The sequence below is a fragment of the Streptomyces lasalocidi genome (assembly GCF_005280215.1).
GTDB classification, from domain to species: domain Bacteria; phylum Actinomycetota; class Actinomycetes; order Streptomycetales; family Streptomycetaceae; genus Streptomyces; species Streptomyces longwoodensis.
The window spans coordinates 7,053,138-7,078,758 of the sequence record NZ_SZNQ01000001.1 but is presented as its reverse complement, the minus strand read 5'-3'; the positions used below and the strand labels follow the sequence as shown (position 1 = coordinate 7,078,758).

23 protein-coding genes are annotated in these 25,621 nt (G+C 74.4%); 7 read left to right on the top strand and 16 right to left on the bottom strand.

Going from position 1 to position 25,621, the window contains the following annotated elements; genetic code table 11:
- Positions 1-10: 10 nt before the first annotated feature.
- The 6 genes from E4U91_RS32010 to E4U91_RS31985 all read right to left on the bottom strand — a co-directional run bounded on the left by E4U91_RS32010 (position 11) and on the right by E4U91_RS31985 (position 4,964).
- Entirely contained in the window at positions 11-490 is a 480-nt protein-coding gene (locus E4U91_RS32010; protein ID WP_067233047.1) for an SRPBCC family protein, read from the bottom strand.
- A 1-nt stretch (position 491) separates the two neighbouring features.
- On the bottom strand, positions 492-761 hold the full coding sequence (locus tag E4U91_RS32005) for an acyl carrier protein (RefSeq protein WP_067233049.1): 270 nt from the start codon (positions 759-761) through the stop codon (positions 492-494).
- Between the two features lie 30 nt (positions 762-791).
- Positions 792-2,045, bottom strand: coding sequence for a ketosynthase chain-length factor (locus tag E4U91_RS32000; RefSeq protein WP_137310038.1), 1,254 nt, complete (start codon positions 2,043-2,045; stop codon positions 792-794).
- A gap of 4 nt (positions 2,046-2,049) precedes the next feature.
- Positions 2,050-3,315 (bottom strand): beta-ketoacyl-[acyl-carrier-protein] synthase family protein, encoded by a 1,266-nt coding sequence (locus E4U91_RS31995; protein WP_137310037.1) that lies wholly within the window; start codon positions 3,313-3,315, stop codon positions 2,050-2,052.
- Positions 3,312-3,752: a cupin domain-containing protein gene (locus E4U91_RS31990; RefSeq protein WP_137311106.1), complete on the bottom strand. Its 441-nt coding sequence runs from the start codon at positions 3,750-3,752 to the stop codon at positions 3,312-3,314. The genes E4U91_RS31995 and E4U91_RS31990 overlap by 4 nt, the downstream gene beginning before the upstream one ends.
- Before the next feature lie 69 nt (positions 3,753-3,821).
- Complete coding sequence (locus E4U91_RS31985; RefSeq protein WP_137311105.1) at positions 3,822-4,964, bottom strand: SchA/CurD-like domain-containing protein; 1,143 nt, start codon at positions 4,962-4,964, stop codon at positions 3,822-3,824.
- A gap of 312 nt (positions 4,965-5,276) precedes the next feature.
- Between E4U91_RS31985 and E4U91_RS31980 the strand changes: the two genes are divergently transcribed.
- On the top strand, positions 5,277-6,941 hold the full coding sequence (locus E4U91_RS31980; protein WP_137310036.1) for an FAD-dependent oxidoreductase: 1,665 nt from the start codon (positions 5,277-5,279) through the stop codon (positions 6,939-6,941).
- Positions 6,942-7,111: 170 nt separating this feature from the next.
- Here the strand turns inward: E4U91_RS31980 and E4U91_RS31975 are convergent, their stop codons facing one another.
- Entirely contained in the window at positions 7,112-8,122 is a 1,011-nt protein-coding gene (locus tag E4U91_RS31975) for a LacI family DNA-binding transcriptional regulator (RefSeq protein WP_137310035.1), read from the bottom strand.
- 163 nt (positions 8,123-8,285) lie between these two features.
- Between E4U91_RS31975 and E4U91_RS31970 the strand changes: the two genes are divergently transcribed.
- Positions 8,286-9,440, top strand: coding sequence for a Gfo/Idh/MocA family protein (locus E4U91_RS31970; RefSeq protein WP_137310034.1), 1,155 nt, complete (start codon positions 8,286-8,288; stop codon positions 9,438-9,440).
- A 7-nt stretch (positions 9,441-9,447) separates the two neighbouring features.
- Here the strand turns inward: E4U91_RS31970 and E4U91_RS31965 are convergent, their stop codons facing one another.
- Together E4U91_RS31965 and pdxR are read right to left on the bottom strand one after the other, a co-directional pair.
- Positions 9,448-11,697: an ATP-binding SpoIIE family protein phosphatase gene (locus tag E4U91_RS31965; RefSeq protein WP_137310033.1), complete on the bottom strand. Its 2,250-nt coding sequence runs from the start codon at positions 11,695-11,697 to the stop codon at positions 9,448-9,450.
- A 177-nt stretch (positions 11,698-11,874) separates the two neighbouring features.
- Positions 11,875-13,485, bottom strand: coding sequence for a MocR-like pyridoxine biosynthesis transcription factor PdxR (gene pdxR / locus E4U91_RS31960; RefSeq protein WP_241678914.1), 1,611 nt, complete (start codon positions 13,483-13,485; stop codon positions 11,875-11,877).
- Positions 13,486-13,580: 95 nt separating this feature from the next.
- On the opposite strand from pdxR, the gene E4U91_RS31955 reads away from it, so the two are divergent.
- Positions 13,581-14,657 (top strand): DMT family transporter, encoded by a 1,077-nt coding sequence (locus tag E4U91_RS31955; protein WP_137310031.1) that lies wholly within the window; start codon positions 13,581-13,583, stop codon positions 14,655-14,657.
- A gap of 60 nt (positions 14,658-14,717) precedes the next feature.
- Positions 14,718-15,242 (top strand): hypothetical protein, encoded by a 525-nt coding sequence (locus E4U91_RS31950; protein WP_137310030.1) that lies wholly within the window; start codon positions 14,718-14,720, stop codon positions 15,240-15,242.
- Between the two features lie 68 nt (positions 15,243-15,310).
- Here E4U91_RS31950 and E4U91_RS31945 read toward each other — a convergent pair whose 3' ends face one another.
- The 5 genes from E4U91_RS31945 to E4U91_RS31925 form a co-directional block, all read right to left on the bottom strand.
- Entirely contained in the window at positions 15,311-16,768 is a 1,458-nt protein-coding gene (locus E4U91_RS31945; RefSeq protein WP_137310029.1) for a cellulose binding domain-containing protein, read from the bottom strand.
- 196 nt (positions 16,769-16,964) lie between these two features.
- Entirely contained in the window at positions 16,965-18,617 is a 1,653-nt protein-coding gene (locus E4U91_RS31940) for a beta-N-acetylhexosaminidase (protein WP_137310028.1), read from the bottom strand.
- 104 nt (positions 18,618-18,721) lie between these two features.
- Entirely contained in the window at positions 18,722-19,540 is an 819-nt protein-coding gene (locus E4U91_RS31935) for a carbohydrate ABC transporter permease (RefSeq protein ID WP_137311104.1), read from the bottom strand.
- Between the two features lie 113 nt (positions 19,541-19,653).
- The gene (locus E4U91_RS31930) at positions 19,654-20,634 is read right to left on the bottom strand and encodes a carbohydrate ABC transporter permease (RefSeq protein ID WP_174867888.1); all 981 of its coding nucleotides are present in this window, start codon (positions 20,632-20,634) and stop codon (positions 19,654-19,656) included.
- A gap of 71 nt (positions 20,635-20,705) precedes the next feature.
- On the bottom strand, positions 20,706-21,980 hold the full coding sequence (locus E4U91_RS31925; protein ID WP_137310027.1) for an extracellular solute-binding protein: 1,275 nt from the start codon (positions 21,978-21,980) through the stop codon (positions 20,706-20,708).
- A gap of 318 nt (positions 21,981-22,298) precedes the next feature.
- On the opposite strand from E4U91_RS31925, the gene E4U91_RS31920 reads away from it, so the two are divergent.
- Both E4U91_RS31920 and E4U91_RS31915 read left to right on the top strand, forming a co-directional pair.
- Positions 22,299-23,159: a GntR family transcriptional regulator gene (locus tag E4U91_RS31920; protein WP_137310026.1), complete on the top strand. Its 861-nt coding sequence runs from the start codon at positions 22,299-22,301 to the stop codon at positions 23,157-23,159.
- A gap of 332 nt (positions 23,160-23,491) precedes the next feature.
- Positions 23,492-23,854, top strand: coding sequence for a gas vesicle structural protein GvpA (locus E4U91_RS31915; protein ID WP_371554674.1), 363 nt, complete (start codon positions 23,492-23,494; stop codon positions 23,852-23,854).
- A gap of 212 nt (positions 23,855-24,066) precedes the next feature.
- Here the strand turns inward: E4U91_RS31915 and E4U91_RS31910 are convergent, their stop codons facing one another.
- Entirely contained in the window at positions 24,067-24,678 is a 612-nt protein-coding gene (locus tag E4U91_RS31910; RefSeq protein WP_137310024.1) for a flavodoxin family protein, read from the bottom strand.
- A gap of 114 nt (positions 24,679-24,792) precedes the next feature.
- Between E4U91_RS31910 and E4U91_RS31905 the strand changes: the two genes are divergently transcribed.
- Positions 24,793-25,188, top strand: a complete 396-nt coding sequence (locus E4U91_RS31905) for a hypothetical protein (RefSeq protein WP_174867887.1) — start codon at positions 24,793-24,795, stop codon at positions 25,186-25,188.
- Between the two features lie 43 nt (positions 25,189-25,231).
- Here the strand turns inward: E4U91_RS31905 and E4U91_RS31900 are convergent, their stop codons facing one another.
- Positions 25,232-25,564, bottom strand: coding sequence for a helix-turn-helix transcriptional regulator (locus tag E4U91_RS31900; RefSeq protein ID WP_168218205.1), 333 nt, complete (start codon positions 25,562-25,564; stop codon positions 25,232-25,234).
- Positions 25,565-25,621 lie beyond the last annotated feature (57 nt).

The window sequence follows — 25,621 nt, the reverse complement described above, 5'->3', positions numbered from 1 at the left end:
GGTGTGCCCCTCACTCGCTCAGGACGGCGGCGGGACGCCGCTCGCCCGCGGCCTGCTCGATGCGGTCGCGGATGAGGGCCAGCTGGGTACGGGAGTTGCGGTTGATCATCTCCTCCATGCCGGCGTCGTCCACCGGGGCCTCGGGCTTCATCGAGAAGTCCTGCACCCAGCGCATCCGCGTGCCGGCCGGGGTCTCCTCGTACTCCCAGTGGATCCGCATGAACGCGAACGGCCCGGTCTCGACGCGGTGGGCGTCGACCTTGCGGGCGGCGCGGTCGGCGGTGCGCTCGGACACCCAGCTCCACACCCGGCCCTGCTCGTCCGGGTGCATGGTGAGCCGGAACGTGGTGCGGTCGCCCTCGCGCTCGAGGATCTCGACCGAGGCGTACTCGCTGAACAGCTGCGGCCAGTTCTCGATGTCGTTGGTCATGTCCCAGACGAGATCGAAGGGCGCGTCGATGACGATCTCGTTGTCGGTGTGCGCGGGCATCTCAGACTCCTGTCGTCAGCGCGCTGTTGATCAGCGCGAGGAACTCCGCGGGCGACTTGCAGCGCTCGGCGTCCGGCGGCATCGACAGGCCGTAGCGCTTCTCCAGCTCGGCGACGATGCCGAGCAGGCCCAGCGAGTCCAGGCCGAAGGTGTCGAAGCCGGCGTCGGCCTGCCGGGCGAACTGGTCGGGGTCGACGGAGACGCCGGCGGTGCGCTTCATCAGCGCGGCCAGGTCCTCCAGGGTGACCTCGTAGGAGACTTGGTCGGTCATGGGGTGCGCTCCTTCGGTGGTGCGGATCGGTTACTGGTGCGTGCCCCGGACGCCGCCCTTGCGCAGGACGAGCGCCGCGTTGCAGCCCATGAGCCCCCGGCTGAGGACCAGGGCCGTGCGGGCTTCCACGGCACGGGCGGAGCCGGTCACCAGGTCCAGGTCGTGGCAGGGGTCGGTCACGTGCGGCGTGGGCGGGATCAGCCCGTGCTGCAGGCCGAGCACCGCCGCCGTCACGTCGAGCACCGGCGCGGCGCAGTAGGCGCGGCCGGTGCCCGTCTTCGGGGCGGTGACGGGGACGCGCCGGGCGTGCGGCCCCAGGGCGTCGGCCAGCGCCCCCGCCTCGGCCCGGTCGGCCTCGGGCACGCCGAGGGCGTCGGCGTAGACCACGTCGACGTCCTCGGGACGGCAGCCGGCCTCCCCCAGCGCGATGTCGATGGCGTGGGCGAGCCCGTCGCGGGACTCGGCCCAGCGGGAGGCGCCGGTGAACGTCGCGCCGTGCCCGGCGACGGTGGCCCGGACCTCGGCGCCGCGGGCGCGTGCCGCGCGCTCCTCCTCCAGGACCAGCACCGCGCCGCCCTCGGCGGGGGCGAAGCCGCAGGCCTCGGAGGTGAAGGGGCGGTAGGCGCGGTCCGGTCGGGTGGCCCGGCTCAGCTCGGGGTAGCCGAGCTGGCAGACGATCGAGTACGGCGCGAGGGGTGCCTCGGCCGCGCCGACGACCACCGTGTCGGTGCCGTGCCGCACGGTCCGCGCGGCCTGCGCGAGGGCGTCGAGCCCGCCGGCCTCGTCGCTGGCCACCACCCCGCACGGCCCCTTGAAGCCGTGCCGGATGGAGATCTGGCCGGTGCTGGCCGCGTAGAACCAGGCGATCGACTGGTAGGGGCCGACGTACTTGGACCCCTGCCCCCACAGGTTCTGCAGTTCGCGCTGGCCGAACTCGCCGCCGCCGGAGCCGGCGGCCGTGACCACGCCCACCGAGTACGGCGAGTCGAAGTCGGCGTCCGCCAGCAGCGCGTCCTCCAGGGCCAGCCTGGCCGCGGCCATCGCGAAGTGGGTGAACCGGTCGGTCTGCACGAGGAACGTCTCCTCGACCAGCGCCGCCGGGTCGAAGCCGCGCACCTGGCCGGCGACGCGCAGCGGGTAGCCCTCGCAGCCGCCGCGGTCCAGGGCGGCGAGGCTGCTGCCGCCGCCGACGGTCGTCTTCCAGAACACCTCGGTCCCGATGCCGTGCGGGGTCACCGCACCGATGCCGGTGACGACCGCCCTTCGGGGTTCTCGTCCGCTCATCGCCTCACGCCTTCCGCTCGGGACCGGTCAGGACGACCGCCGACTGGAACCCGCCGAACCCGCTGCCCACGGACAGCACCCCGCGCAGCCGGCGCTCACGTGCCTCGCGCGGGACGTAGTCGAGGTCGCACTCGGGGTCGGGGGTCTCGTAGTTGGCCGTGGGCGGCACCACCTGGTGCGTCAGCGCGAGGACGCACGCGACGAGTTCGATGGAGCCGATCGCGCCGAGCGAGTGGCCCACCATCGACTTGATGGAGCTCATCGGCGTCGCGTACGCGTGCTCGCCCAGGGCGCGCTTGACGGCCGCGGTCTCGTGCCGGTCGTTCTGCTTGGTGCCCGAACCGTGCGCGTTGACGTAGTCGATGACCGTGGGGTCGAGGCGGGCCTCGTCGAGGGCGGTCTCGATGGCGCGCGCCATCTCCAGGCCGTCCTTGGTGAGCCCCGTCATGTGGTGGGCGTTGCCGAAGGTGGCGTAGCCGGCGACCTCGCAGAGGATCTGGGCCCCGCGGGCGCGGGCGTGTTCCAGTTCCTCCAGGACGAGGACGGCGGCGCCCTCGCCCATGACGAACCCGTCGCGGTGGGCGTCGAACGGACGCGAGGCGTGGGCCGGGTCGTCGTTGTTCGGCGAGGTGGCCTTGATCGCGTCGAAGCAGGCCATGGTGATCGGGGAGATCGGCGAGTCGGACGCGCCGGCTATGCACACGTCGACCCGGCCGTCGGCGACCGCCTGGTGGGCGTAGCCGACCGCGTCCAGGCCCGAGGTGCAGCCGGTGGACACGGTCTGCACGGGGCCGTGGGCGCCGAACTCCTCGGCCACGGCGGAGGCCAGGGTGCTGGGCGAGAAGGCCCGCTCCAGGGCCGGGCCCGCCTTGCGCGCGTCGACGTCCCAGCGCGCGCCGCGCTCGCTGACCAGGACGTAGTCCTGCTCCAGCCGGGTGGTGCCGCCGACCGCCGTGCCCAGGCTGACGCCCGTGCGCCAGGGGTTCTCGCGCGCCATGTCCAGCCCGGCGTGCTGCACCGCCTCGCGCGCGGCGACCAGCGCGAACTGCACGTAGCGGTCGCAGCGTTCGACGGTCGTCGGGTCCAGTCCGTGCGCCGCCGGGTCGAAGTCGCACTCGGCGGCGATCTGCGAGCGCAGCCCGGCCGGGTCGAACAGGGAGATGCGCCGCGTCGCCGTGCGCCCCTGGGACAGCAGGTCCCAGAACCGGGTCACACCCGTGCCGCCGGGGGCGACGACGCCTATGCCGGTGACCGCGACCCGCCGGCTCATGAGACCGCCTCGGCCGCGAGGCCCTCAGCCGTGACGTCCCGCGGGCCCTCCTCGGTGTCGACGTGCCCGAGGTCGGGGCGGGGGGCCAGCGGGCCGAGGTGGAAGACGAGCCGGGCCTCACGGTCGCCGACGTTGCGGAACCGGTGCCGGACGTCCTTGGGGATGAGCAGGCCCTGCTCGGCGCGCAGGGGCTGCGGCTCGCCGTCGAGGTCCACCTCGAAGGCGCCCTCGATGACGTACACGAACTCCTCGGAGTACGGGTGGTAGTGCTCGGCGATGCTCTCCCCCGGCCGGACGATGGCGACGCCCATGAAGCCGCTCGTCGAACCCACCGTGGAGGGCGTGAGCAGGGCGCGCACGTCGCCGCCGCGGCGGCGGTTGGGTGCGACGGAGCCGAGATCAACGATGCCGAAGCCTGCCTGCTGCTGTTGTGTCATGTCGGTCACTCCGGAAACGGTCGTGGGTGGGGGCGGTGAGGGGGCGGGTGGTCCGGTGGCGGCGGTGGGTCAGGAGGCCGCGGCGCGGCGGTCGGTGAGCGGCTGCATCCGGGCGTGCGCGAGCAGCCGCCGTACCGCCCGCTCGTCGGTCGGCGGGCCGTCCAGCCCCAGGGCGGCCGCGTCCAGCAGGCGCCCGGCCTCGGCGGCCGACGCCGCGTCGGCCAGCGCCAGGACTGGCCCGGGCGCGTCCTCCGGGTCACCGTCCACGTCGACCAGGCGTACGACGATGTCGTCGCGGTGGAAGACGGTGGCCGCGAGGACGGGGCCGTGCGCGGGGGCGGTGACGGTCTCGTCCTGCCGGGCCAGCAGCCGGGCGAGCTCCTCCCCGCGGCCGGGGAGGGCCGGGAGGAACAGGGCGCACCGCGTGGCGGCGGAGCCCTCCGGGCGCCCGGAGGCCGTGTGGTGCACGGCGGGCAGGGCGGCCCGGGTGAAGAACACCCGCGCGGACTTGGGGTCGGTGAGGTCCCGTTCCTGTTCCAGGTAGGGGTCGATCGCCTGCTCCACGGCCCGCACCTCCGGCTGCCGGGAGACGTGCCGCAGGGCGTCCTGGAGGTCGCCGCGCACCTCGACCGCCCGCACCACGCGGTTGCCGTGCAGGAACAGCGAGGTGCGCAGCAGCCGGGTGGTGTCGTTGACGACCGGCTGCGGTGAGGCGTAGCCGGAGAGGATCTCGGCGACCTTGGACTCGCTGCCGGGGGTGACGGTGAACGTCAGGGCGTGCCGGACGACGTTGTCACCGGTGCGGGGCGCGGACTGCAGCGCGACGGACCCGGGGGCCGGGGCGGTGTCGGTGCCGGTGGTCTCGCGCAGGACGGTGTAGCGCAGCGACCGGGTGTCGCGGACGCAGTCGGCCAGCGGCTCGACCATGTCCAGGTGCTGTTCGCTGTTGACCCAGGCGAGGAAGGGCGGTGCGCTCTCCCATTCGCTGGTGAGCAGCCACTGGGTGGGGTTCTCCAGGGACTGGCACAGCTGGTCGCTGAGGTGGCCCGGCACGGCGGCGACCCGGTGGCGCATCCGCTCGTAGGCGTCCAGGAACTGCTGCTGGGCTCCGTCGTGGACGTCCAGCATCAGCAGGACCCGCACACGGGACCCGTCGAACGCGGTGCTGGACACACCGCCCGGGACCGTCTGCGGATCGGGGGAGACCGTCATCCGGCACACCTCTTCCTCGTGGTCTTCCACATGGCTTCCTCGCGGTACGTCCACGCCTGTCGCGGACCTGTGGGGCGGACGCGGCCCCCCGTGGCCCCTGCGGGGCCCCCGCGGACCGGGACGGTGGTCCCGGAGCGCGCGCCGGGCGGCGTCGGTCGCGTCGTCAGGTCGATCGTGGGCGCTGCCGTGCGTCACCGCGAGGCGGGCGGGTTAAGCGGGTGAAGCCTGAGCCGCGGAGCCTGCCGCGGGGCATGGATGAAGGCCCCGGCCGGATTCGCCCGAGCCGGTGGTCACGACGCGTGTGGAGGCGAGATGAACGCACAAGCCGGGCGGCCCGACCTGGAGGTTCCGGTACTCATCGTCGGAGGTTCCCTGGTCGGTCTGTCGACCTCCCTGTTCCTCGGCCGGCTCGGCGTACGGCACACCCTGGTGGAGAAGCACGCGGGGACGTCGATCCATCCGCGGGGCCGGGGCAACAACGTCCGCACGATGGAGCTGTTCCGGGTGGCCGGCGCGGAGGACGGGATCCGCAGGGCGGCCGCCACGCTGGCCGAGAACCACGGCATCCTGCAGACCCCGGCGCTGGCCGGCGGCGAGGGCGAGTGGCTGTTCCGGGAGATCGACCCCGGCGGCGGGCTGGCCCGGTTCAGCCCGGCCTCGTGGTGCCTGTGCAGCCAGAACGACCTGGAGCCGGTGCTGCTCGACCGGGCCGCGGAACTCGGCGGGGACCTGCGGTTCTCGACCGAGCTGCAGTCGTTCGACGCGGACCCGGACGGGGTCACCGCGTACCTGAAGAGCCGGGAGACGGGCGAGCACACCGTCGTGCGGGCGCAGTACCTGGTCGCCGCCGACGGTCCGCGCAGCCCCGTGCGCGAGCAGCTGGGCATCGGGCAGAGCGGCCCGGGCGACCTGTTCCACAACATCAGCCTCACGTTCCGCTCGCGCCGGCTGGCGGACGTGGTGGGCGACCGCCGGTTCATCGTCTGCTACCTCACCCGTCCCGACGCGGACGGGGCGCTGCTGCCCGTGGACAACCAGGAGCGCTGGGTCTTCCACGCGCCGTGGCACCCCGAACGGGGCGAGACCCTCGAGGACTTCACCGAGGAGCGGTGCGCGGAACACATCCGCCGCGCGGTCGGCGACCCGGACCTCGACGTGGAGATCACCGGCAAGGCGGCCTGGCACGCGGCCCAGCGGGTCGCCGAGCGCTACCGCGCCGGCCGGGTCCTGCTCGCCGGTGACTCGGCGCACGAGATGTCCCCCACCGGGGCGTTCGGCTCCAACACCGGTATCCAGGACGCCCACAACCTGGCGTGGAAGCTGGCCGCGGTCCTCGGCGGCTGGGCGGGCGACGGCCTGCTGGACACCTACGACAGCGAGCGCCGCCCCGTCGCGGAGGCCACCAGCGCCCGCGCCGCAGCGCGCTCGGTCGAGCACAGCCACCCGGGCTACGCCCCGGCGCCCGAGGCGGGCGGGGGCGGCGGCCGCGCCGGCGGCATCCTCAACGTCGCGCTGGGCTACCGCTACCCCCAGGGTGCCGTCGTCGGCACCGACCCGGCGGCCCAGGTCGTCCCGGACAAGCTGGCCCTGACCGGTGAGCCGGGCAGCAGGGCCCCGCACCTGTGGGTCCGGCACCGGGGCGAACGGGTCTCCACCCTGGACCTGTTCGAGACGTCCCTGGTGCTGCTGTCGGGCGGCCCCGGGCCGGGCCCGGCCGGCGTGGACTGCGACTGGCACGGGGCGGCCGTGCGCCTGGCCGAGCGGCTGTCCGTGCCGCTGGTGTCCCTGCGCCTCGGTCCCGACGCCGAGCTGGTCCCCGACGACGACACCGACTGGGCCGGCCGGCTCGGCATCTCCCCCGCCGGGGCGATGCTGGTCCGCCCCGACGGCTTCGTGGCCTGGCGCTCCCCGGACCCGGCCGCGGACCCGGAGGCGACCCTGCACGAGGTGCTCTCCACGGTGCTGTCGCTGTCCTGACCCACCGACAGCACGACAGGTCCCCGTCCGGCAGCAGCGGTCCGCGGGCGGGGACCTGTCGTGCGTACGAGTGGGTCCGCGCGGGATGCCGCCTCCTGACGGGCGGCGGGGCCGGCCAGGGCCACCGCTCCCGGCCCCCGCCGCTGCCGGCGTGCGGCTGACCGGCCGGGTCAGGTGCCGGGCGGCGCGGGGGGTGCCGTGGTGCCACGCACCTCCAGGGCCGGGGCGGCGAGCTCCACCGCGCCGGGGCGGCCGGGGTCCCCGATGCGGTCCAGGAGGCGCTGGGCGGCCCGGCGGCCGACGTCGTGGCCCGCGTGGTCGACGGAGGTGAGCCACAGGTGGCGCAGCCGGGCGAGGGAGGTGTTGTCGTAGCCGACCAGGGAGAGGTCCCGGGGCACTCGCAGACCGCTCTCCTCGGCGGCCGACAGCGCGCCGACGCAGGTCACGTCGTTGACCGCGAAGACGGCGGTGGGGCGGCGGGGGCGTCCCAGGAGCCGCACGGTGGCCCGGTAGCCGCCCTCCTCGGTGAGGTCGCCCTGCTCCACGGTCGCCGTCGCGGCCAGACCGTGCTGGCGCATGGTGGCCTCGAAGCTGCGGCGGCGCAGCTCGCCGACCGCGCCCCGGCCGGCGATGTGGGCGATGTGCCGGTGGCCGAGGCCGATGAGGTGCTCGGTGGCCAGCCGGGCCCCCAGCTCGTCGTCCCCGGCGACGATGTCCACTCCGGGCAGGACGGGCTCGCGCGTGCCGGCGACCACGGTGGGGACGCGGCCGGCGGCGGTGCGCAGCGCCTGCGGGTCGTGCAGGGTGCCGACGGCGATCAGACCGTCGACGCGCAGGTCGGTGAAGGTGCGGGTCAGGTCCTCCCCCAGGCGCCGGTTGAGGTGGCCGTCGGCGAGCAGCACGTGCAGACCGCTGTCGTACAGCCGCGTGTTCAGGCCGTCGAGCAGGTCGACGTACCAGGGGTTGCGCAGGTCGTTCAGCAGCACGCCGACGGTGCGGGTGCGGCGTTCGCTGAGGCTGCGGGCGGCGGCGTTGGGCCGGTAGCCGAGTTCCTCGACGGCGGCGAGGACGGCCGCCCGCTTCTCCGGGCGGACGCTGTCCGACCCCCGCAGGACCAGGGAGACCAGGGACTTCGACACGCCGGCGCGCGCGGCGACGTCGCGGATGGTCGGGGCGGTCATGGTTGGACCGTTCCACAGTGCGCCGCACGCTGTAAAGACCCTTGACACCTGGTGCGGGTGCCGCTCATCGTGTGCCGCAGGTTTTGGATCGGTCCAAGAGCGGGCCCGGCCCGGCGGTCGCGAGCGACCGCCGGGGCTGCCGGCCCTCGACGAAGGGGCTGTCATGGGGAACACGCTGGGCGTCGCCGTCGTGGGCTTCGGCTGGATGGGACGCGTCCACACGCAGGCGTACGGCCGCCTGCCGCACCACTTCCCCCGGCTGCCGGTGCGGCCGGAGCTGGTCGTCGTGGCCGACGAGGTGCCGGGGCGGGCCGAGGAGGCGGCGGGGCGGTACGGCTTCGCGTCCGCGACCCGCGACTGGCGCGAGGTGGCCGCCGACCCGCGGGTGGCCGCCGTGAGCGTGACCGCCCCCAACTTCCTGCACCGCGAGATCGGCGTCGCCATGGCCGAGGCGGGCAAGCACCTGTGGATCGAGAAGCCGGTGGGACTGACCGCCGAGGACGCCCGCGCGGTCGCCGACGCCGTCCGCGCGGCGGGCGTCCAGGGCACGGTCGGCTTCAACTACCGCAACGCGCCCGCCGTCGAGACCGCCCGCCGGATGGTCGCCGCCGGGGACATCGGCACCGTCACCCACGTCCGCATCCGCCTGTTCAGCGACTACGCGGCCCACCCGGACGGGGCGCTGACCTGGCGTTACGAACGGCGGCGCGGCGGCAGCGGGGTGCTGGGCGACCTGGCCTCGCACGGCGTGGACCTGGCCCGCTTCCTGCTCGGCGAGATCGTGTCGCTGACCGCCGACACCGCCGTGTTCGTGCCCGAGCGGGCCCGCTCGGCCGGTGCCACCGCGGGACACGCCCGCGCGACCGGCGGCGCACCGGGCCCCGTGGAGAACGACGACTACGTCAGCTGTCTGCTGCGCTTCGCCTCCGGCGCCCGCGGCGTGCTGGAGGCCAGCCGCGTCTCGGTCGGCGAGCAGAACGCGTACGGCTTCGAGGTCCACGGCACCACGGGCGCCCTGTTCTGGGACTACCGGCGCATGGGCGAGCTCGGCGTCAGCCGGGGCACCGCCTACCAGGACCAGCCGGTCAGCACCGTGTACGTCGGCCCGGGCGACGGCGAGTACGCGGCCTTCCAGCCGGGCGCGGCGAACAGCATGGGCTACGACGACCTGAAGGTGATCGAGGCCCACCACTTCCTTCGCTCGGTCAGCGAGGGCACGCCGTACGGCCCGACGCTCGCCGATGCCGTGGCGAGCGCGACGGCGCTGGACGCCATGACCCGGTCGGCGCGGCAGCGGGCGTGGGTGGACCTGCGGTGAGGGGCGGTCAGACGGCGCTGAGACCGCCGAGGTCGGGGAACGCGCCCGCGGTGTCGTTGAGTTCGGCCCAGACCGTCTTGCCGACGCGGGTCTGGCGGGTGCCCCAGCGCTCGGCGAGCTGGGCCACCAGGTGCAGGCCCCGGCCGCCCTCGTCGTAACTGCGGGCCCGGCGCTGGTGCGGGGCGGTGCTGCTCGCGTCGCGGACCTCGCACAGCAGGGACCGGCCGTGGGTGGCCCCCGGCCCGTCGGGCGGCTCGGGGTCGGGCAGGACGAGACGCAGGTGGATGGGGGGCCGTCCGTAGCGGATGGCGTTGGTGACCAGTTCGCTGACGACCAGCTCGGCGGTGAACTCCAGGTCCGCAAGGCCCCACCGGCGCAGTTGCGCGGCGACCCGGGAGCGCACCCGGGACACCTCGGCGGGGTCGGCGGCCAGGTCCCAGCCGGCCACCCGGCCGTCCCCCAGGGCGCGGGTGCGGGCGAGGAGGAGGGCGACGTCGTCGGCGGGCCGCTCGGGCAGCAGGGTGTCCATTACCGTGTCGCAGGCGGCCTCGAGGGAGCGGGCGGGCCGGGCGAGCACCTGCCGGAGCCGGGTCAGACCGGCCTCCACGTCGTGGTCGCGGGCCTCGATCAGGCCGTCGGTGTACAGCGCGAGCAGGCTGCCCTCGGGCAGGTGGACCTCCACCGCCTCGAACGGCAGCCCGCCCAGCCCGAGGGGCGGACCCGGGGGCAGTTCCAGGGCGCGGTGGACGCCGTCCGGGGTGACGACGGTGGGCAGGACGTGCCCCGCCCGGGCCAGGGTGCAGCAGCAGCTGACGGGGTCGTAGACGGCGTACAGACAGGTCGCGCCGATCTCCGCGGCGTCGTCGTCGGGGTCGGTCGCGGCTTCGGCGGACAGGCGCAGGACCACGTCGTCCAGATGGGTGAGCAGCTCGTCGGGCGGCAGGTCGATGTCGGCCAGGGTGCGCACCGCGGTCCGCAGCCGGCCCATGGTGGCGGCGGCGTGGACACCGTGCCCGACGACGTCACCCACCACCAGGGCGACCCGCGCCCCCGACAGCGGGATGACGTCGTACCAGTCGCCGCCCACGCCGAGCCGGTCGCCGGCCGGGAGGTAGCGGTAGGCGACGTCCACGGCGGACTGCGCGGGGGTGCGGGCCGGGAGCAGGCTGCGCTGGAGGCCGAGGGCGGTGGCCCGGGCGTGGGTGTAGCGGCAGGCGTTGTCGACGGCGACGGCCGCCCGCGCGGCGATCTCCTGCGCCAGGAGCAGGTCTTCGCCGTCGTACGGCTCGGCGCCGCCGTCGCGGGAGAACTGGGCGACGCCGAGGGTGACGCCGCGGGCGCGCAGGGGCACGACCAGCGTCGAGTGGCCTTCCCCCGGGGACCCGTCGGCGGGGAGCCGCGCGGGCTGCCCGGTGGCGAGGACCCGGGCGGGCGGGGAGCCGTCCGGGTAGGTGTGGAGCTGCTGGGGGGCGACGGCCGGGTGCGGGGGGTCGCCGTTCGCGCTGCCGTCCGCATCGCGGGGGTGGTCCGGGCCGTCCGCGCCCTGCGGGCCGTACGGGTCGTTCGGGGGGGCGCCGGTCTTCGCGCGTTGGGCGATGCGGCGGAGGACGGGAGGTTGCCGGTGCGGGTCGCGGCCGTGCAGCAGCGCGTCGAGCAGGTCGACGCAGGCCCGGTCGGCGAAGTGCTCGGTGGCGAAGTCGGCCAGCTCCTGGGTGGTGCGGGCGATGTCCAGGGTGGTGCCGATGCGCATCCCGGCGTCGTTCACCACGCACAGCCGCCAGCGCAGCCGCCGGTCCCGCTCCTCCTGGTAGGCCAGGACACCGCGTTCGGAGTTGCGGTCCACGTAGCCCGTGGCCACCTCGGTCAGCCGGCGTGCCGCGGCGCTGATCAGCTCCGGGTCGGCGGTCAGCCGGGGCAGGGCGGCAAGCACGCGGTCCAGGGCGATGGCCTGGGCGAGCCGGTGGGCGCGCAGGACGGCGGTGACGGAGACGCCGCCGCGGGCGAGCCGGCGTGCCCGGTCGAGGTCGGCCGCGGGCGGGGGGATGCGGTCCGCCTCGACGCCGTGCTCCAGGCCGGCGAGCGCCGCGGCGATGTGCTCGGCGATGTTCCGCGTGGTCACCCGGGCGATCTCCGGGTCGGCCCACAGCTCGGGGACCTCCCGGCGCAGGCCCCGTTCCACATCGGCGACCAGCTCGTCCGCGTCGGCGCTCAGCTCGCGCGCGGCCCGGGCCACCAGGCTGTCCGCGGTGACGTCCACAAGAACGACGGTACGCCGATCGGCGGGGCGGGCCAGGCGAGGGGACGGGGGACGCCGGGGAGGGGTGCGGTGGGCGGGGTGGGGCGTACGGCGGTGGCGGCGGGCGGCGGGCGGCGGGAGGCAGGGAGACGCGGCGGACGCGTCAAGCAGCGGCGGGCTGGCCGCGCAGCGGTCGCGTCAGGTAGCGGTGGGGAGCGTGGCCAGTGTCTCGCCGATCAGGGCGATGCCCTCCTCGATCTCGTGGGCGGCGCCCGCCGCGTAGCCGAGGACCAGGCCGGACGGGCCGGGGGTGAGGCGGTGCCAGGACAGGGGGTGGGCCTTGACGCCCCGGGCGAGCGCGGACGCGGCGAGGGCGGTGTCGGGGACGCGGCTGCCGGGCCCGTCGGCGAAGGTGACCATGAGGTGCAGGCCGGCGGCCGCGCCGTGGACGCGGGCGCCGGGCAGGTGCGCCTCGACGGCCCGGAGCATGACGTCCCGGCGCTTGCGGTGGCGGCGCCGGACGTGGCGCAGGTGCCGTTCGAGTTCGCCCGAGTCCATCAGCCGGGCCAGGACCAGTTGGGTGAGGACGCCGTTGCCGAGGTCGGCGTACCGCTTGGCGGTGACCAGGGCGTCGCGCAGGTGGGGCGGGACCAGCAGCCAGCCGACCCGCAGCGCGGGGGCGAGCAGCTTGGAGACGCTGCCCGCGTAGCAGACCCCGTCAGGCAGGAGGGAGCGCAGCGCGGGGACGGGGGGCCGGTCGTAGCGGTGCTCGGCGTCGTAGTCGTCCTCGATCACGACGCCGCCCCCGGCCGCCCAGCGCAGCAGCTCGCGCCGGCGTTCGCCGTCGAGGACCACTCCGGTGGGGAACTGGTGCGCCGGGGTCATCAGCACCGCCCGGGCGCCGCAGGCCCGCAGGGCGTCGACGTCCAGGCCGCCGGCGTCCACGGGGACGGGGACGGTCGTGTGGCCGCCGTACTCCAGCTGCTGGCGCGCGCCGAGCGAGCCGGGGTCCTCGACGGCGACGCGATCGACGCCGTCCGCGCGCAGCAGTTGGGCGAGCAGCCCCAGGGCCTGCGCCACCCCGGCGACCACCACGACCTCGTCCGGTTCGGCGCGGATGCCGCGGTTGCGGGCCAGCCAGCCGACGACGGCCCGCCGCAGCGCGGGCGCGCCTTGGGGACTGCCGTACCCGAAGTCCGCCGGAGTGGCGGCGGCGAGGACGGCGCGTTCGGCGCGCAGCCAGGCGGTCCGGGGGAAGGCGGCGAGGTCGGGTACGCCCGGGGACAGGTCGATCCGGCAGGGCAGGCCGCGCAGGGCGTCGACGAGGCCGTCGCGGTGGGGCGAGGCGGTGAAGAACGCGTCGGGGGTGGTGGGGGTGCGTGGGGTGCGGGGACGGGAGGCTCGCTGCCCCGCAGCGGGGGACGACGGGGATGCAGGACGGTCGGAGGCCGAGGGAGCCGTGGGCGGCGTCGCGGGCGGAGCCGGGCGCGCCGGGGCGGCGACGACCACCGTGCCGCCCCTGCCCCGGCCGGCGATCTGGCCGGACTCGGACAGGCGCCGGTACGCCTCGGTGACCACGCCCCGGGTGACGCGGAGTTCCTCGGCGAGCACGCGGCTGGCGGGGAGCCGCGTCCCGACCGGCAACCGACCGTCGGCGATGGCCGACCGTAGCCGGTCGGCGAGCCAGGCGGTCCGCCCGCCCGGGGGTGCGTCGGCGATGTCGAGCTGGAGGAAGTCGGAGCCGAGGTTGACGCCGGGCCGTGGGGAACGGCCGCCGGCCCCGCTTTGCGCGGCGGCCGACCTCACCATCGCTGTCATAGCGGCCGTAGCGGGCATTATGGACCCCTCGATCGACGTCTCTCTGGACCTGCCCATGACGTCCATTGTGCGGCCAGGGTGGAGACATGGACACCCCTTCCACCTCTTCCACGCCTTCCGCCCCTTCTACTTCCTTCGCGCCCCTGGTCCCCGGCATGGTCGGGATGGTGCTGGTCGGCAGCAGCGTCGGCATCTCGCACGCGCTCGTCGACGCCCCGCTGTTCACCGCCCAGGCCGTGCGCTACGCGGCCGCGACCGCGATCCTGCTGCTCCTCGCCCGCCTCGCCGGTGCCCGCCCGGTCCGGCCGCGCGGCCGGGAGTGGCTGTGGCTGACGGGGCTCGCGGTGACGGGGCTGGTGCTGTTCAACGTGGCCGTGGTGCGGGGCGTCGCGCACGCGGAGCCCGCGGTGATCGCGGTCGCGGTGGCGTCGGTGCCGGTCGTTCTCGGAGTCCTCGGCCCGCTACTGGAACGGCGTACCCCGAGCCGGCAGGTGCTGCTGGCGGCGCCCGTGGTGGTGGCGGGCGCGGTGCTGGTGGAGGGCACGGGCCGTACGGACGCGACCGGGGTGGCCTGGGCGGCCCTGGCCCTGGGCTGCGAGGCGGCGTTCACGCTGCTGGCGGTGCCGGTGCTCGGCCGGCACACGCCGTGGGGGGTGTCGGTGCACGCGTCGTGGCTGGGCGCGGCGCTGTTCGCCGTCCTGGGCGTGACGTACGAAGGCCCCACGGCCGCGCGGGAGGTGACGCGGGTGCAGTGGGCGGCCGTGGGCTACCTGGCCCTGCTGGTCACGGCGGTGGCCTTCGTGCTCTGGTACTCGACGGTACGCACCGTCGGCGCCGGCCGCGCGGGCCTGCTCACGGGCCTCGCCCCGCTCGCGGCGGCAGCGGCGGGCACGGCGACGGGCACCGGGGTGCCGGGCACCTGGGTGTGGCTGGGGATCGCGGTGGTGATCGGGGGGTTGGTCGGGGGGTTGCGGGCGCGCCGCACCCCTGCCGTCGACGCGGCGTCCGCGAACGCACCGTCCGTCCAGGCACCGCGCGCCGACGCACCGCCCACATACGCACCATCTGCCGATGTACCACCTACCGACGCACTGTCAGCCGGCGCGTCGTCAGTCGGCGCTCCGCCCGCCGACGCGCCCTCCACGGCACCGACTCGACGCTGACCCGTCGCGCCGCGGCTCCCGCCTATCGTGACTGGCGGTGATCACGACGAGGGAGTCGATGTGAGCGAGAAGGAGCCGGGCGCCGTGTCCGTGCCCGAGGAACCCGCGTCGGTGCTGAGCGAGCGGCTCAAGGAACGCATCTACGCCTCCCTCACCGTGCTGGCGGTCCTCATCGGTCTGGTCGAGGGACGGCACGTCGACCACACCGGGGCCGTCCTGGCGGTCGCCGTGACCGCGCTCGGCCTGTGGTCCGCGACGCTCGTGGCCGACCTCCAGGCCCGCCCCGTCGCCCACGGGCGCCGCCTCGACCGCGACGACGTACGGCACGTGCTGTTCACCAGCAGTCCCCTGCTGTCCGTGGCCGTGGGACCGATCGTGCTGGTCGGCCTGTCCGCGGCCGGGGTGCTCGAGCTGCGCACGGCTCTGTGGGTCGCGATCGGCACCGAAGTCGCGGCGCTGGCGGCCTGGGGGTACCTCGGGGGCCGGCGCATCGGCTCGGGTCCGCTGCGCGCCACGGTCACCGCGGCCCTGAACACGCTCATCGGGCTGGTCGTGGTTGCGGTGAAGCTGCTGGCGGGTCACTGAGGGTGCCGTGCGCCGGAGGCGGGCGTGGTCGTCGCACGCCCGCCTCCGGCCTCGCAGCCGGAGCCGGATCAGGACGCCGGCACCGTGTCCTCGAACGCCCTGCCCGTCGACCGGTACGCCGCGACCTTGGCGTTGACCTGGGCCGGGGTGAGGACCTGGTCCTTGACGTGGAGGACGTAGTCGACCTGCTGCTCGTAGGCCCGTGGGGTGGTCGACGTCTGGCCGTTGAGGTCGATCAGCCACTGGTTGAAGTTGATGGACATCGGGCGTTCGGGCAGGTAGGCGGCGTCGTGGGTGCCGAACAGCTGCCCGTCGATGTAGTACTTGATGGACGAGCCGTCGATGGTGAGGACGAGGTCGTGCCAGCCGGCGTAGCTCTGGCGGCCCTCGGTGTGCTGGTTGACGGCCTGCCAGGGGTCGGGGTTGTAGGTCTCCCAGGACGTCGTGTAGAGGATGTTCGACGGCTCGCCCCAGCCGCCGTTGGGGAGGTACTCGAAGTCGTACTCGGCGTAGTCGTCGGCCATCGGCGCCTTGAGGTCGTTGATGGTGAAGAAGGTCTGCACGAGGTGGTCGCCGTCGGGGCCGGAGCGCGGGGCGTCGTTGAAGCGGACGCGGGCGGCGTAGGTGCCGTTCTGGAACTTGGTGGCCTTGGTGAGGACTTCGGCCTGCTCGGTGGTGCCGGCGGTGCCCGCGGTCGAGGTCTCCAGCGTCATGACGGTGTTGCCCGCGCTGGTGGCGAAGGTGACGTTGGAGGGGTCCCAGGTGGCGCCGGGCACGCCGGGGCCGCCGGAGTTGGAGCGTACGGACCAGCCGTTGGCGGAGATCTTCGGGTCGGAGTACGACGTGTAGCTGAAGTCGTCCCACAGCGTGCCCGATCCGCCGGGCGGGGGTGTGGTCGGCGGCGGGGTGGTCGGCGGGTCGGTCGGGGTGTTGCCGGCCGGGGCCGTCCCCCAGACCAGGCTGCCGGCCCGGGTCGCGGTGACCTTCGCCCAGTCGCCGTACGCGGTCCGGCTCGCGTCGAAGGAGTAGTCGTCGCTCTGCCGCAGCGGCTGCCAGGTGGACTGGTAGAACCGCAGCTGCATGTCGCCGGTGTCGGTCCCGGGCGCCAGGGAGCCCGCGCCGGAGGTGAAGCCGACCTCCAGGTAGCGGTCCGCGGTGTCGGTGGGGCTGGCCAGGGTGCCGAAGGTGCCGGTGATGTTGGCGCAGCCCTTGGTCGCCCAGGAGCAGGCGAAGCGGTACGTGGCGGTCGGCGAGTCGGACTTGAAGTAGTAGCGCAGCTTGACCTCGCTGAGCGGCAGCGCGGTGGTGGCGGTGTTCTTCACCTTGAACCAGGGCTCGCTCTGGTCGGCCGTGGCGCCGGTGGCGCTGGTGCGGTACTGCACCGTCAGCCCGCCGGCCGCGTTGGCGGTGCCGGGCAGGGCCGCGAGGGCGGCGGCACCGAGCGCGGTGACGGCGGCCGTCGCGAGGAGGGCGCGCAGCCGGGTGGTGCGGCGGCGCTGTGCCGCCGGGTGGTCGTGACTGGTCACGGTCGGGTCCTCTCCGTGGTGGGGTCATCCAGTGGGGTGGGCCGGGGGATCACCCAGGGGGCGATTCCGTCCGGCGGATGTCATGCGGAGGGTGCTGTGCGGGCCATCGCCCTGGGGGCGGGTGCCGCCCGGGGGATGTCAGGGGGAGGTGCTGTGCGGGCCATCGCCCTGGGCGTGGGGTGCCGCCCGGGGGATGTCAGGGGGATGGTGCTGTGCGGGCCGCGGTCGCCTCGGGGGGCGCCGCGGGCGTGGGGTGGCGGCGCACGCCGAGCGCGTCCAGCCGTCGCGTGTGCGCGGTCAGCCGGCGGGTGAAGTCGGGCCAGGGCGTGGGCCCCGACCAGGCCCGGTCCGCGAGGGCGCACAGCCGGGGGTAGGCCAGTCGGTCGAGGTCGGCGGCGGTGGGGGCGAACTCGGTCCACAGCTGTGCCTGGGTGCCGAGGACGCGTCCGGCGCCGGGCGCGGACGTCCTGGGGTCGGGGTCGCCGCGGTGGACGGTGCGCAGGTCGACGACGGGGCCGGGCTGGACGGGCGGGCCCCCGGGTGCCTCGTCCTGTGCGTAGTCGAGGTAGGTGGTGCGGTGGTGGGTGAGGACGACGTCGTGTCCCCGGGCCAGGGCCTCGGCCGCGTGGGCGGTCGCGCGCCAGCTCATCGCGGTGAAGCCCGGCGGGAGGACGGTTCCGGTCTCGGCCCACGCGACGGGGTGGCGGCCGCGGTCCCTGAGGTGCGCACCGGCCCGTCCGAGGAGCCAGCCGTGCAGGTCGGCCGGCCCGGACAGGCCCTCCGCCGCGACCCGCGCGCGGGCGGTGGCGCTCTGCTGCCACTCGGTGGTGGGGCACTCGTCGCCGCCGAGGTGGACGTACGGCGAGGGGAAGACGTCCATCACCTCGTCGAGTACGGCGCGCACGAAGTCCAGTACGGCGTCGTGGACGCCGAGCACGGTGTCGCACACCCCCCAGCGGGTCCACACGTCCAGGACGCGGTCGGGATGGTTGCCGAGGTGCGGGTAGGCGGCGAGGGCGGCGCGCACGTGGCCGGGCATCTCCACCTCGGGGACGACGGTGACGCCCCGGCGCGCCGCGTAGTCGACCAGTCCGGTGAGGTCGGCGCGGGTGTAGGCACCCGCGTGCGGGAGCGGGCCGCGGCGCGAGGAGCCGGGAGCGCCGGGGGGACCTGCGCCGTCCGGGCCGGCGCGGTGCGCGCCGATCGTGGTGAGGCGGGGGTAGGCGGCGACGGGCATTCGCCAGCCCTGGTCGTCGGTGAGGTGGAGGTGCAGGACGTTCAGCTTGTGCAGGGCGAGCAGGTCGACGTGGCGGCGCAGGGTGTCGACGGGGTGGAAGTGGCGCGCGACGTCGATCATCAGGCCGCGCCAGGAACGGTGGGGGACGTCGGTGATCTCGGTGCAGGGCAGTTCCCAGCGGTCCGGGCGGTCCCGTTCGCGATTCCGTTCCCGTTCCCGCTCTCGCTCCGTCGCGTGCCCGAGGTGGCCGCCGGTCACCGGCACCAGGGCTTCCTCGGGCAGGAGTTGGCGCAGGGTCTGCACCCCGCGCAGCAGCCCCGTCGGATGGGCGGCGCGGAGCAGGACGGAGTGCGGGGAGACGGTCAGGCCGTACCCCTCGCGGCCCAGTCCGCGCAGTCCGGCGTCGACGGCGAGGGTGACGGTCCCGGACGGCGAGGTCGGTAAGGGCAGGCCGGTGGCGGGCCTCAACAGGTCGCGCAGCAGGTCGGCGGCGGCCTCGGCGCCGGGTGTGGCGTGCAGGGCGGTGGTCGCGTCGAACGTGAAGTGGCCGGAGCGCAGGGAGACTCGGGTGGGCCGGGGCAGCAGGGCCTGGTCGCGGCGGGGTACGGGCACGGGGATGGCCTTCCGGGAGAGGCGCCGGGGGGCTTGAGTGCGGGCGCGGGGGCGGTGGGTGAGCGCGGGTGCGAGGGCTCCCGGCCGTCACGCGCGGTGCGGGTTCAGCCCTTGACCGCGCCCGAGGCGAGTCCTGACGTGACGTGGCGCTGGAGCAGGAGGAAGACGGCGAGGGCGGGGAGCGCGAAGAGGGTGGAGGCGGCCATGGTGGCGCCCCAGTCGGTGCCGAAGGTGTTCTGGAAGGACGACAGCCAGACGGGCAGGGTCCGTTGGTCCTGGTTCTTGATGATGAGGAAGTTGGCGTAGGCGAACTCGTTCCAGGCGGTGATGAAGCCGAACAGGGAGGTGGCCATCAGCCCGGGGGCGAGGAGCGGCAGCGCCACGCGGCGGAACGCGCCGGGCCGGGTGCAGCCGTCGACCTGTGCCGCCTCCTCCAGTTCGGGCGGGATGGTGGCGATGAACCCGCGCAGCACGATCACGGTGAAGGGCAGGGTGATCATGAAGTAGACCAGGGTCAGCGTGGCCAGCCGGTCCAGCATGTCGGTGTCCCGGGCGATGATGTAGACCGGGATGATCAGTGACTCCCACGGGGCCATCTGGGCGATGAAGACGGCGAGCACGAACTGCCGGCGGCCCCGCCAGCGCATCCGGGCGACGGCGAAGGCCGCCGCGAGGGCGACGACGAGGGACAGCAGCACGGCGCCCGCGGTGACCAGCAGGCTGTTGCGCCAGAACTGGGCGAAGCCCGGTGCGTCCACGGCGGTCCGGAAGTGGTCCAACGTCCAGGCGTGCGGGACGAGTTGCGGCTCGGACGACTGGATGTCACGGGACGGCTTGAGCGCGGTCGTGATCATCCAGTACACGGGGAACAGGCAGACCAGCACGGTCAGGGCGGCACCGGCGTGCAGCGGGAGCCGCCGCAGCCGGGACGGACGGAAGCCGGGGGCACGGAAGCCGCGGGCAGGAAAGCCGGGGGCAAGGAAGCGGGGGCCGTGGAAGTGGGGCCGGCGGACGCGGTCGCCGCGCACGGTGCCGCTCACCGCTCGTCCTCCTGTCGGAACATCTGGCGGAAGTACAGGACGAGCACGCCCGACATCAGGACCACCGTGATCATCGAGGCCGCCGAGCCGAGGTCGTAGCGCTGCTGGGAGAGGGCGGTCTGCACGGCGTAGACGGGCAGGATGGTGGTGGCGTCGCCGGGGCCGCCCTTCGTCATCACCCAGATCTGCACGAACGCCTTGAAGGTCCAGATGACTTCGAGGCAGAGCACCAGCATCACGATGGGGCGGATCAGCGGGAGGGTGACCGAGCGCAGGATCCTGAAGGCGCCGGCTCCGTCGAGACGTGCGGACTCCTGGAGTTCGGCGGGGACGGTGGTGAGCGCGGAGTAGAGGGTGATGGCGGCGAACGGCACGGACTGCCACACCACCAGGACGACGAGGATGACGAAGGCGGCCGTGCCGTGGGCGAACCACGGGTACCGCTCGAAGGAGTGGGCGCCGAGCGAGGTCAGGGTCCAGTTGACGATGCCGAACTCGGAGTGGAACAGCCACTGGAAGACGGTGGTCGCCGCGACCACCGGCATCGCCCAGGCGAGGACGAGCGAGCTGAGGACGACGCTACGCCACACCCTGCCGAGCCGTTCGGTCATCAGCGCCACGAGCAGCGCGATGACCATGATCAGGACGACGTTGACCGCCATGAACAGGAAGGTGCGGCGTACGACCGTCCAGAACCGCGGGTCGGTGAGCAGGGCCCGGTAGTTCGCCAGGCCGACGAACCGCGCGTCGCCGGAGATGAGTTGGCGCAGCCGGAAGTCCTGGAAGGAGATCAGGACGGCGCGGGCCAGCGGGTAGAGCAGCAGGTAGGCCATGCCGAGGACGGTCGGCGCGATCAGCAGGTAGGGCCAGGGTCCGGAGCGGCCGCCGGCGCGGTCGCCGCCGCGACGACGGGACGCGGGGGCGGGCGCCGGGACGGGCCGGGGCCGCGGCCGGGCCCGTTCCTCGGTGGTCGGCACGGCTCCTCCTCTCGTACGGGGCGTGGGGGACGGCGGTGCTCAGTGACGGGCGTGGGCGCGCGGGCGCCGGGTCACGAGGCGGTGTTCATCGCCCGGGTGATCTCCGCGGAGGCCTCGGCCGCCGCCTGCCGCATGTCCCGGCCGGTGAGCGCGGCCGTCATGTAGTCCTTGATCGGGTTCTCCGCCTCGACGGCCGCCCAGCCGGGCGTGTTGGGCGTGGCGCGGCCCTCGGCGGCGCCGACGGCCATGGTGGCCGCGCCGGGGTCGGAGGCGACGGCGGGGGCGAGGGAGGTCTTGTTCGGTACGTAGCTCATGGCGAGGGCCAGCTTCTTCTGCCAGGTGTCGCCGGTGAGTTCCTTGATGAAGGTGTAGGCGGCGTCCTGGTGCCGCGAGGCGGCCGGGACGACGAGGTCGGAGCCGCCGGTGAAGACCGCGCCGGGCTTGTCGGCCGTCTTGCCCGGGATGGGGAAGAAGCCGAGCTTGCCCTTGAGCCGGGGGTTGTGCTGGGCGATGACGTTGGCGCCGCCGGGGACGGAGATGATCTGGGCGACCTTGCCCCCGGCCATCACTTCCGCCTGCGGCGGGTTGGCCTCGTCCGCGTCCTTCGGGCCCTTGCCGAGCGCCTGGAGCTCCTTGTAGAACCGCATGCCGGCCAGCGCCTCGGGGGTGTCCAGGGCGCCCTTCCACGTGCCGCCGTCCCGGACGGCGAGGTCGCCGCCCTCGTCCCAGATGAACCCGGCGAGGGCGTACCAGGTCTGACCGGTGAGGTAAATGCCCTGCTGGTCACCGGTGTTGAGTCTCCGGGTGGCGGCGAGCCACTGCTGTCGGGTCCTGATGGCGGCGGGATCGACGCCGGCCCGCTGGAAGAGGTCCTTGCGGTAGACGACGACGCGGTTGGCGGCGTAGTAGGGGATGCCGTACTGCTTGCCCTCCCAGGCGCCGGGCTCGGCGAGCCCCTTGAGCCAGGTGCCGCCGCCGAGGTCGGTCTTCTTGCCGGTGAGGTCGACCAGTCCCCCGCTCTGGGCGTACTGGGCGACCTGGGTGTTGCCGACCTCGATGACGTCGGGGGCGTCATTGCTGGCCAGGGCGGCGGTGACCTTCTGGCCGATGCCGTCCCACTCCTGGATCTGCACCTTCAGGTGGATGTCGGGGTGCGCGGCGGTGAAGGCGTCCGTGAACTCCTTCTGGAAGGCGGCGGAGACGCTGTCCCGCATGAGCCAGACGGTCAGTTCGGAGTCGCCGTCGCTCCCGCCGGAGCCGGAGTCGGAGCCGGAGGAGCAGGCGGTGAGGAGGGTGGTCAGCAGGAGGAGGGAGGACGACGCACCGGCGAGCAGGCGGAACTTCACGGTTCACCTCGAAGACGCTCAGGGATGGCGCGGGGCAGGGGAACGATGCCCCGGAGACTTGACCAGTTGCCTCGCTGACCGCCACTGGACAAGTAACCTGTTGGTGGTGGAAGAAAATGGCATGGACCAATGAGGCCGTCAACCCCCTGCGTGAGTACGGGGTTTGGGGCGACCGAGAGCGGTACGTCCGGCACACCCGGACACCCGCGTCGTAAACTGGTCCTTTACCAGTGGTCTCTTGTGGTCGCATCACGGAAGCTGGTCAGATGCCTCCGCACGACAAAGGCGCGGGGCGCGCGGGGGAAGGGGACGGTGCGGATGGCCGAGAACGAACCAGGGGCGGGCACTGCGGCGCGGACGACGGGCGGGGTCCTCAAGCGGGAGCGGGTCCGTGACGCGGTGCTCACCATGGCGGAGGAACGCAGCCCGGGGGACGCCATCCCCTCCGAGCGCGCCCTGTGCGCCCAACTCGGCGTGTCGCGGCCGACGTTGCGAGCGGCGGTCGCCGAGCTGGTCACCGCCGGCATCCTGGTGCGCGAGCACGGCCGGGGCGTCTTCGTGGCGCCGGAGAAGATCACGCAGGAGCTGGTGCAGGACCGGCAGTCGCTCAGCGTGCCGCAGGCCTCGGGGACCTGGACGAGCCGGCTGCTGGAGTTCACCACGATGCCGGCGGGCGCCCGGGTGGGCCGCAAACTGCGCCTCTCCCCCGCCGCCGAGATCTTCTACGTGGCCCGGCTGCGGCTGGTCGACGGCGCCCCCATCGCCATCGAGCACCTGCACATCCCGGCCGCCACCGTGCCCGGCCTCACCGCCCGCGAGCTGGAGCAGGGCGATCTCTACCAGCACCTGCGCACCCACCACGGCGTGCACGTGAGCGAGGCGACGCAGGCGATCGAGCCCACGGTGGTCACCCGGGCGGAGGCGGAGGTGCTGGACGTGCCCGAGCTCTTCCCGGCCCTCCTCTTCGAACGCCTCACCAGCGACTCCACGGGCCGGCCCGTCGAGTACGTCCACTCGCTCTACCGCGGCGACCGCTACCGCATCGTCTCCCGCCTGCGGCTGGCCGCGGACGCGGAGCCCGCCGGGCCGTCCGCCGGGCACCACCCCGGCATCCCGCCCGGCGACTTCGCCGACGGCGGGCCGGTCACGGCCTCGACACTCGGGGACGTCCAGGGGTAGCGGCGACCGGTCGTGGGCCCCGGGCCGACCGGGCCCGCACGGGACGTCCGGCACAGCGGCGGCCGGCTCACCCGGGAACAGCTCCACCGGCACGCTCCGGCCGCGCCCGGCCATCTTGCCGACGACCACGTCCGCGTCGTTCGCCACCCCGTAGGCGGCGACGGGTCCGGCGCCGCGCGGACGGACCCACCCGGGACGCCCTGGGCACGGCCGTCACCCGCCCGGCCGGGCCGGACCGCCCCGGGTCGGTGCCGCGCGGGACGGATATACCCGCCGTCCGAGGGAAGCCGCCCCTACAGGGTGGCTGACTCGACGGCAGGAGGCTGATCGAAGTGACCGTGGCACGGCAGCAGGGCGGCGGCGGGGGCTCCAGCGGCCTCTACGACGTCCTGGAACTGATCCTCGACCGGGGTCTGGTGATCGACGCGTTCGTGCGGGTCTCCCTGGTGGGCATCGAGATCCTCAAGATCGACATCCGGATCGTGGTCGCCAGCGTCGACACGTACCTGCGTTTCGCCGAGGCGTGCAACCGCCTCGACCTGGAGGCGGGCCCGCGCAAGCCGGCCGGCCTGACGGAACTGCCGGAGAAGCTGATGGAGGGCGGCGCCCGGGGCAAGACCAAGGGAGCCCTCTCCGGCGCCGCGCAGACCATTTCGGACGCGTTCCACCAGGCGCGCGACGAGAAGCGCTCCTAGCAGCGCCACCGGTCGGCCCGCCGGGCCCCGAAGACCAGCGAGCCCGTCCTTCCACCGCTCCCCCGCCAGGGAACCGACCCCTCGGCCGGGAGGGAAGGACGGGCTCGCTCCCGTCCGGTCGGGCCCCGTACCGCCGCCTGGCGTTCCCGCCGTCGTCGCCGCGCCCGTCCCCCGGCCGCTCCGCCCGGGCCGGGTGCGACGGAGCCGTCGGGTCAGGAGGGCGGGGCGCCCAGCGGGTTGGCGGCCAGCGCCCGTGCGGTGCCGTACAGGTTGGCGGCCATCGCGCGGCCGGTCTTGTGGGCCCAGTCGTGGCCGCGCTGGTCGTCGAGGTAGTCCGGGCCCGGGCCGGGTCCGAGGTGCCAGTAGGTCCACGACTGGCCGGGGACGGTGTAGCCGAGGTCGCACAGGGCGCCGTTGATCTCGCTGATCACGTGGTGCGCGCCGTCCTCGTTGCCGGTGACGACGACCCCCGCGACGCGGTTGTAGGCGACGGGTACCCCGTCGTCGTCCGTTTCGGAGAGCATGGCGTCCATGCGTTCGAGGACCCGCTGGGCCACCGAGGAGGGCCGGCCGAGCCAGGTGGGGGACGCGATCACGAGGATCTGCGCGCCCAGCAGTTTGTCGTGGACGGCCGGCCAGTCGTCCCCGGCGGCGACGGCCTCACTGACCACGCCGGGGTGCAGGTCCAGGTCGACGGCCCGGACGTACTCCACCTCGACGGCGCCGTTCTCCGTCAGCCAGTCGCCGACCACCTGGGCCAGTGCGGCGGTGTTGGAGGGCTCGGGGGACTTCTTGAGCGTGCAGTTGATCACCAGTGCCTTCATGCTCCAGGGGTACCCGGTCGCGGCGCCCCGCCCCCGTGGTGCACTCGGGCGGCCGTAGCCGGGTACTCATGCGGAACGGGGCACCTGGCGGACCGATGGGTGGAGGTGACGGCGATGCGGACCGGAGGACTGCGGGTCCAGGGGGCGGCGACCTTCGCCTACGGGGTCGCGACGGCGTACCGCCCGGCGTTGCTCGCCCGGCCCGCCGGGCTGGTCGACGCGGACGGCGCCGTGGAGCCGCACACCGCGCTGGTGCTGCGCTCGATGGCGTGGCGGGACGCGGCCGTCGGCCTGGCGATGCTCCTCGCACCGCAGGGGCCCGCCCTCACCGCGGCCGGTGCGGTGCGCATCGCCTCGGACGTGGGCGACGCCCTCTTCTTCGGCCGGGCGCTGCGGGGCCGGCTGCGGCGGGCCGGGGCGGTCGTCAGTGCGCTGGGCTGGGCCGCCGTGACGGTGGCGGGCCTGGCCGCGGGACCGGAACGACGGGTGAGCGCAGGCAGGCGCACGTGAAAGTGCCGCCCGCCACCCAGCAGGTGCGGTCGGGCCGCGTGGGTCAGAGGTGGCCGGTCGGCGTCCTGGTGCGCTCGGACTCGTCCTGCACCAGCAGGGAGAGCAGCGACGCCACCGTGAGCCCGGCTTCCGCCGGGTGCCGCAGCACCCTGTCCGGATCGATGCGGTAGGTGTTCGTGCGCCCCTCGCGGGTGTGCGAGAGGTAACCGTCCTGCTCGAGGTCGGCGATGATCCGCGCGACGGCCCGTTCCGTGAGCCGGCAGCGCGCGGCGATGTCACGGACGCGGATGTTCGGATTGTCGGCGATCGCAGCCAGGACGCGCGCGTGGCTGGTGATGAAGGTCCATCCGGTGTGTGGTGCGGGCACTCCAACCATGAACGGCATTCTAGGGGACAGAGCTTGCCAGAATCGATTTACATGACATAGATTTCA

What these genes read in the sequence shown, in the direction of transcription:
- E4U91_RS31920 (WP_137310026.1), top strand. Translation starts at nt 22,299, where the DNA reads ATGGCCGAGAACGAACCAGGGGCGGGCACTGCGGCGCGGACGACGGGC.
- pdxR (WP_241678914.1), bottom strand. Translation starts at nt 13,485, where the DNA reads ATGGTGAGGTCGGCCGCCGCGCAAAGCGGGGCCGGCGGCCGTTCCCCA.
- E4U91_RS32000 (WP_137310038.1), bottom strand. Translation starts at nt 2,045, where the DNA reads ATGAGCGGACGAGAACCCCGAAGGGCGGTCGTCACCGGCATCGGTGCG.
- E4U91_RS31995 (WP_137310037.1), bottom strand. Translation starts at nt 3,315, where the DNA reads ATGAGCCGGCGGGTCGCGGTCACCGGCATAGGCGTCGTCGCCCCCGGC.
- E4U91_RS32005 (WP_067233049.1), bottom strand. Translation starts at nt 761, where the DNA reads ATGACCGACCAAGTCTCCTACGAGGTCACCCTGGAGGACCTGGCCGCG.
- E4U91_RS31910 (WP_137310024.1), bottom strand. Translation starts at nt 24,678, where the DNA reads ATGAAGGCACTGGTGATCAACTGCACGCTCAAGAAGTCCCCCGAGCCC.
- E4U91_RS31900 (WP_168218205.1), bottom strand. Translation starts at nt 25,564, where the DNA reads ATGGTTGGAGTGCCCGCACCACACACCGGATGGACCTTCATCACCAGC.
- E4U91_RS31955 (WP_137310031.1), top strand. Translation starts at nt 13,581, where the DNA reads ATGGACACCCCTTCCACCTCTTCCACGCCTTCCGCCCCTTCTACTTCC.
- E4U91_RS31905 (WP_174867887.1), top strand. Translation starts at nt 24,793, where the DNA reads ATGCGGACCGGAGGACTGCGGGTCCAGGGGGCGGCGACCTTCGCCTAC.
- E4U91_RS31980 (WP_137310036.1), top strand. Translation starts at nt 5,277, where the DNA reads ATGAACGCACAAGCCGGGCGGCCCGACCTGGAGGTTCCGGTACTCATC.
- E4U91_RS32010 (WP_067233047.1), bottom strand. Translation starts at nt 490, where the DNA reads ATGCCCGCGCACACCGACAACGAGATCGTCATCGACGCGCCCTTCGAT.
- E4U91_RS31985 (WP_137311105.1), bottom strand. Translation starts at nt 4,964, where the DNA reads ATGACGGTCTCCCCCGATCCGCAGACGGTCCCGGGCGGTGTGTCCAGC.
- E4U91_RS31990 (WP_137311106.1), bottom strand. Translation starts at nt 3,752, where the DNA reads ATGACACAACAGCAGCAGGCAGGCTTCGGCATCGTTGATCTCGGCTCC.
- E4U91_RS31975 (WP_137310035.1), bottom strand. Translation starts at nt 8,122, where the DNA reads ATGACCGCCCCGACCATCCGCGACGTCGCCGCGCGCGCCGGCGTGTCG.
- E4U91_RS31970 (WP_137310034.1), top strand. Translation starts at nt 8,286, where the DNA reads ATGGGGAACACGCTGGGCGTCGCCGTCGTGGGCTTCGGCTGGATGGGA.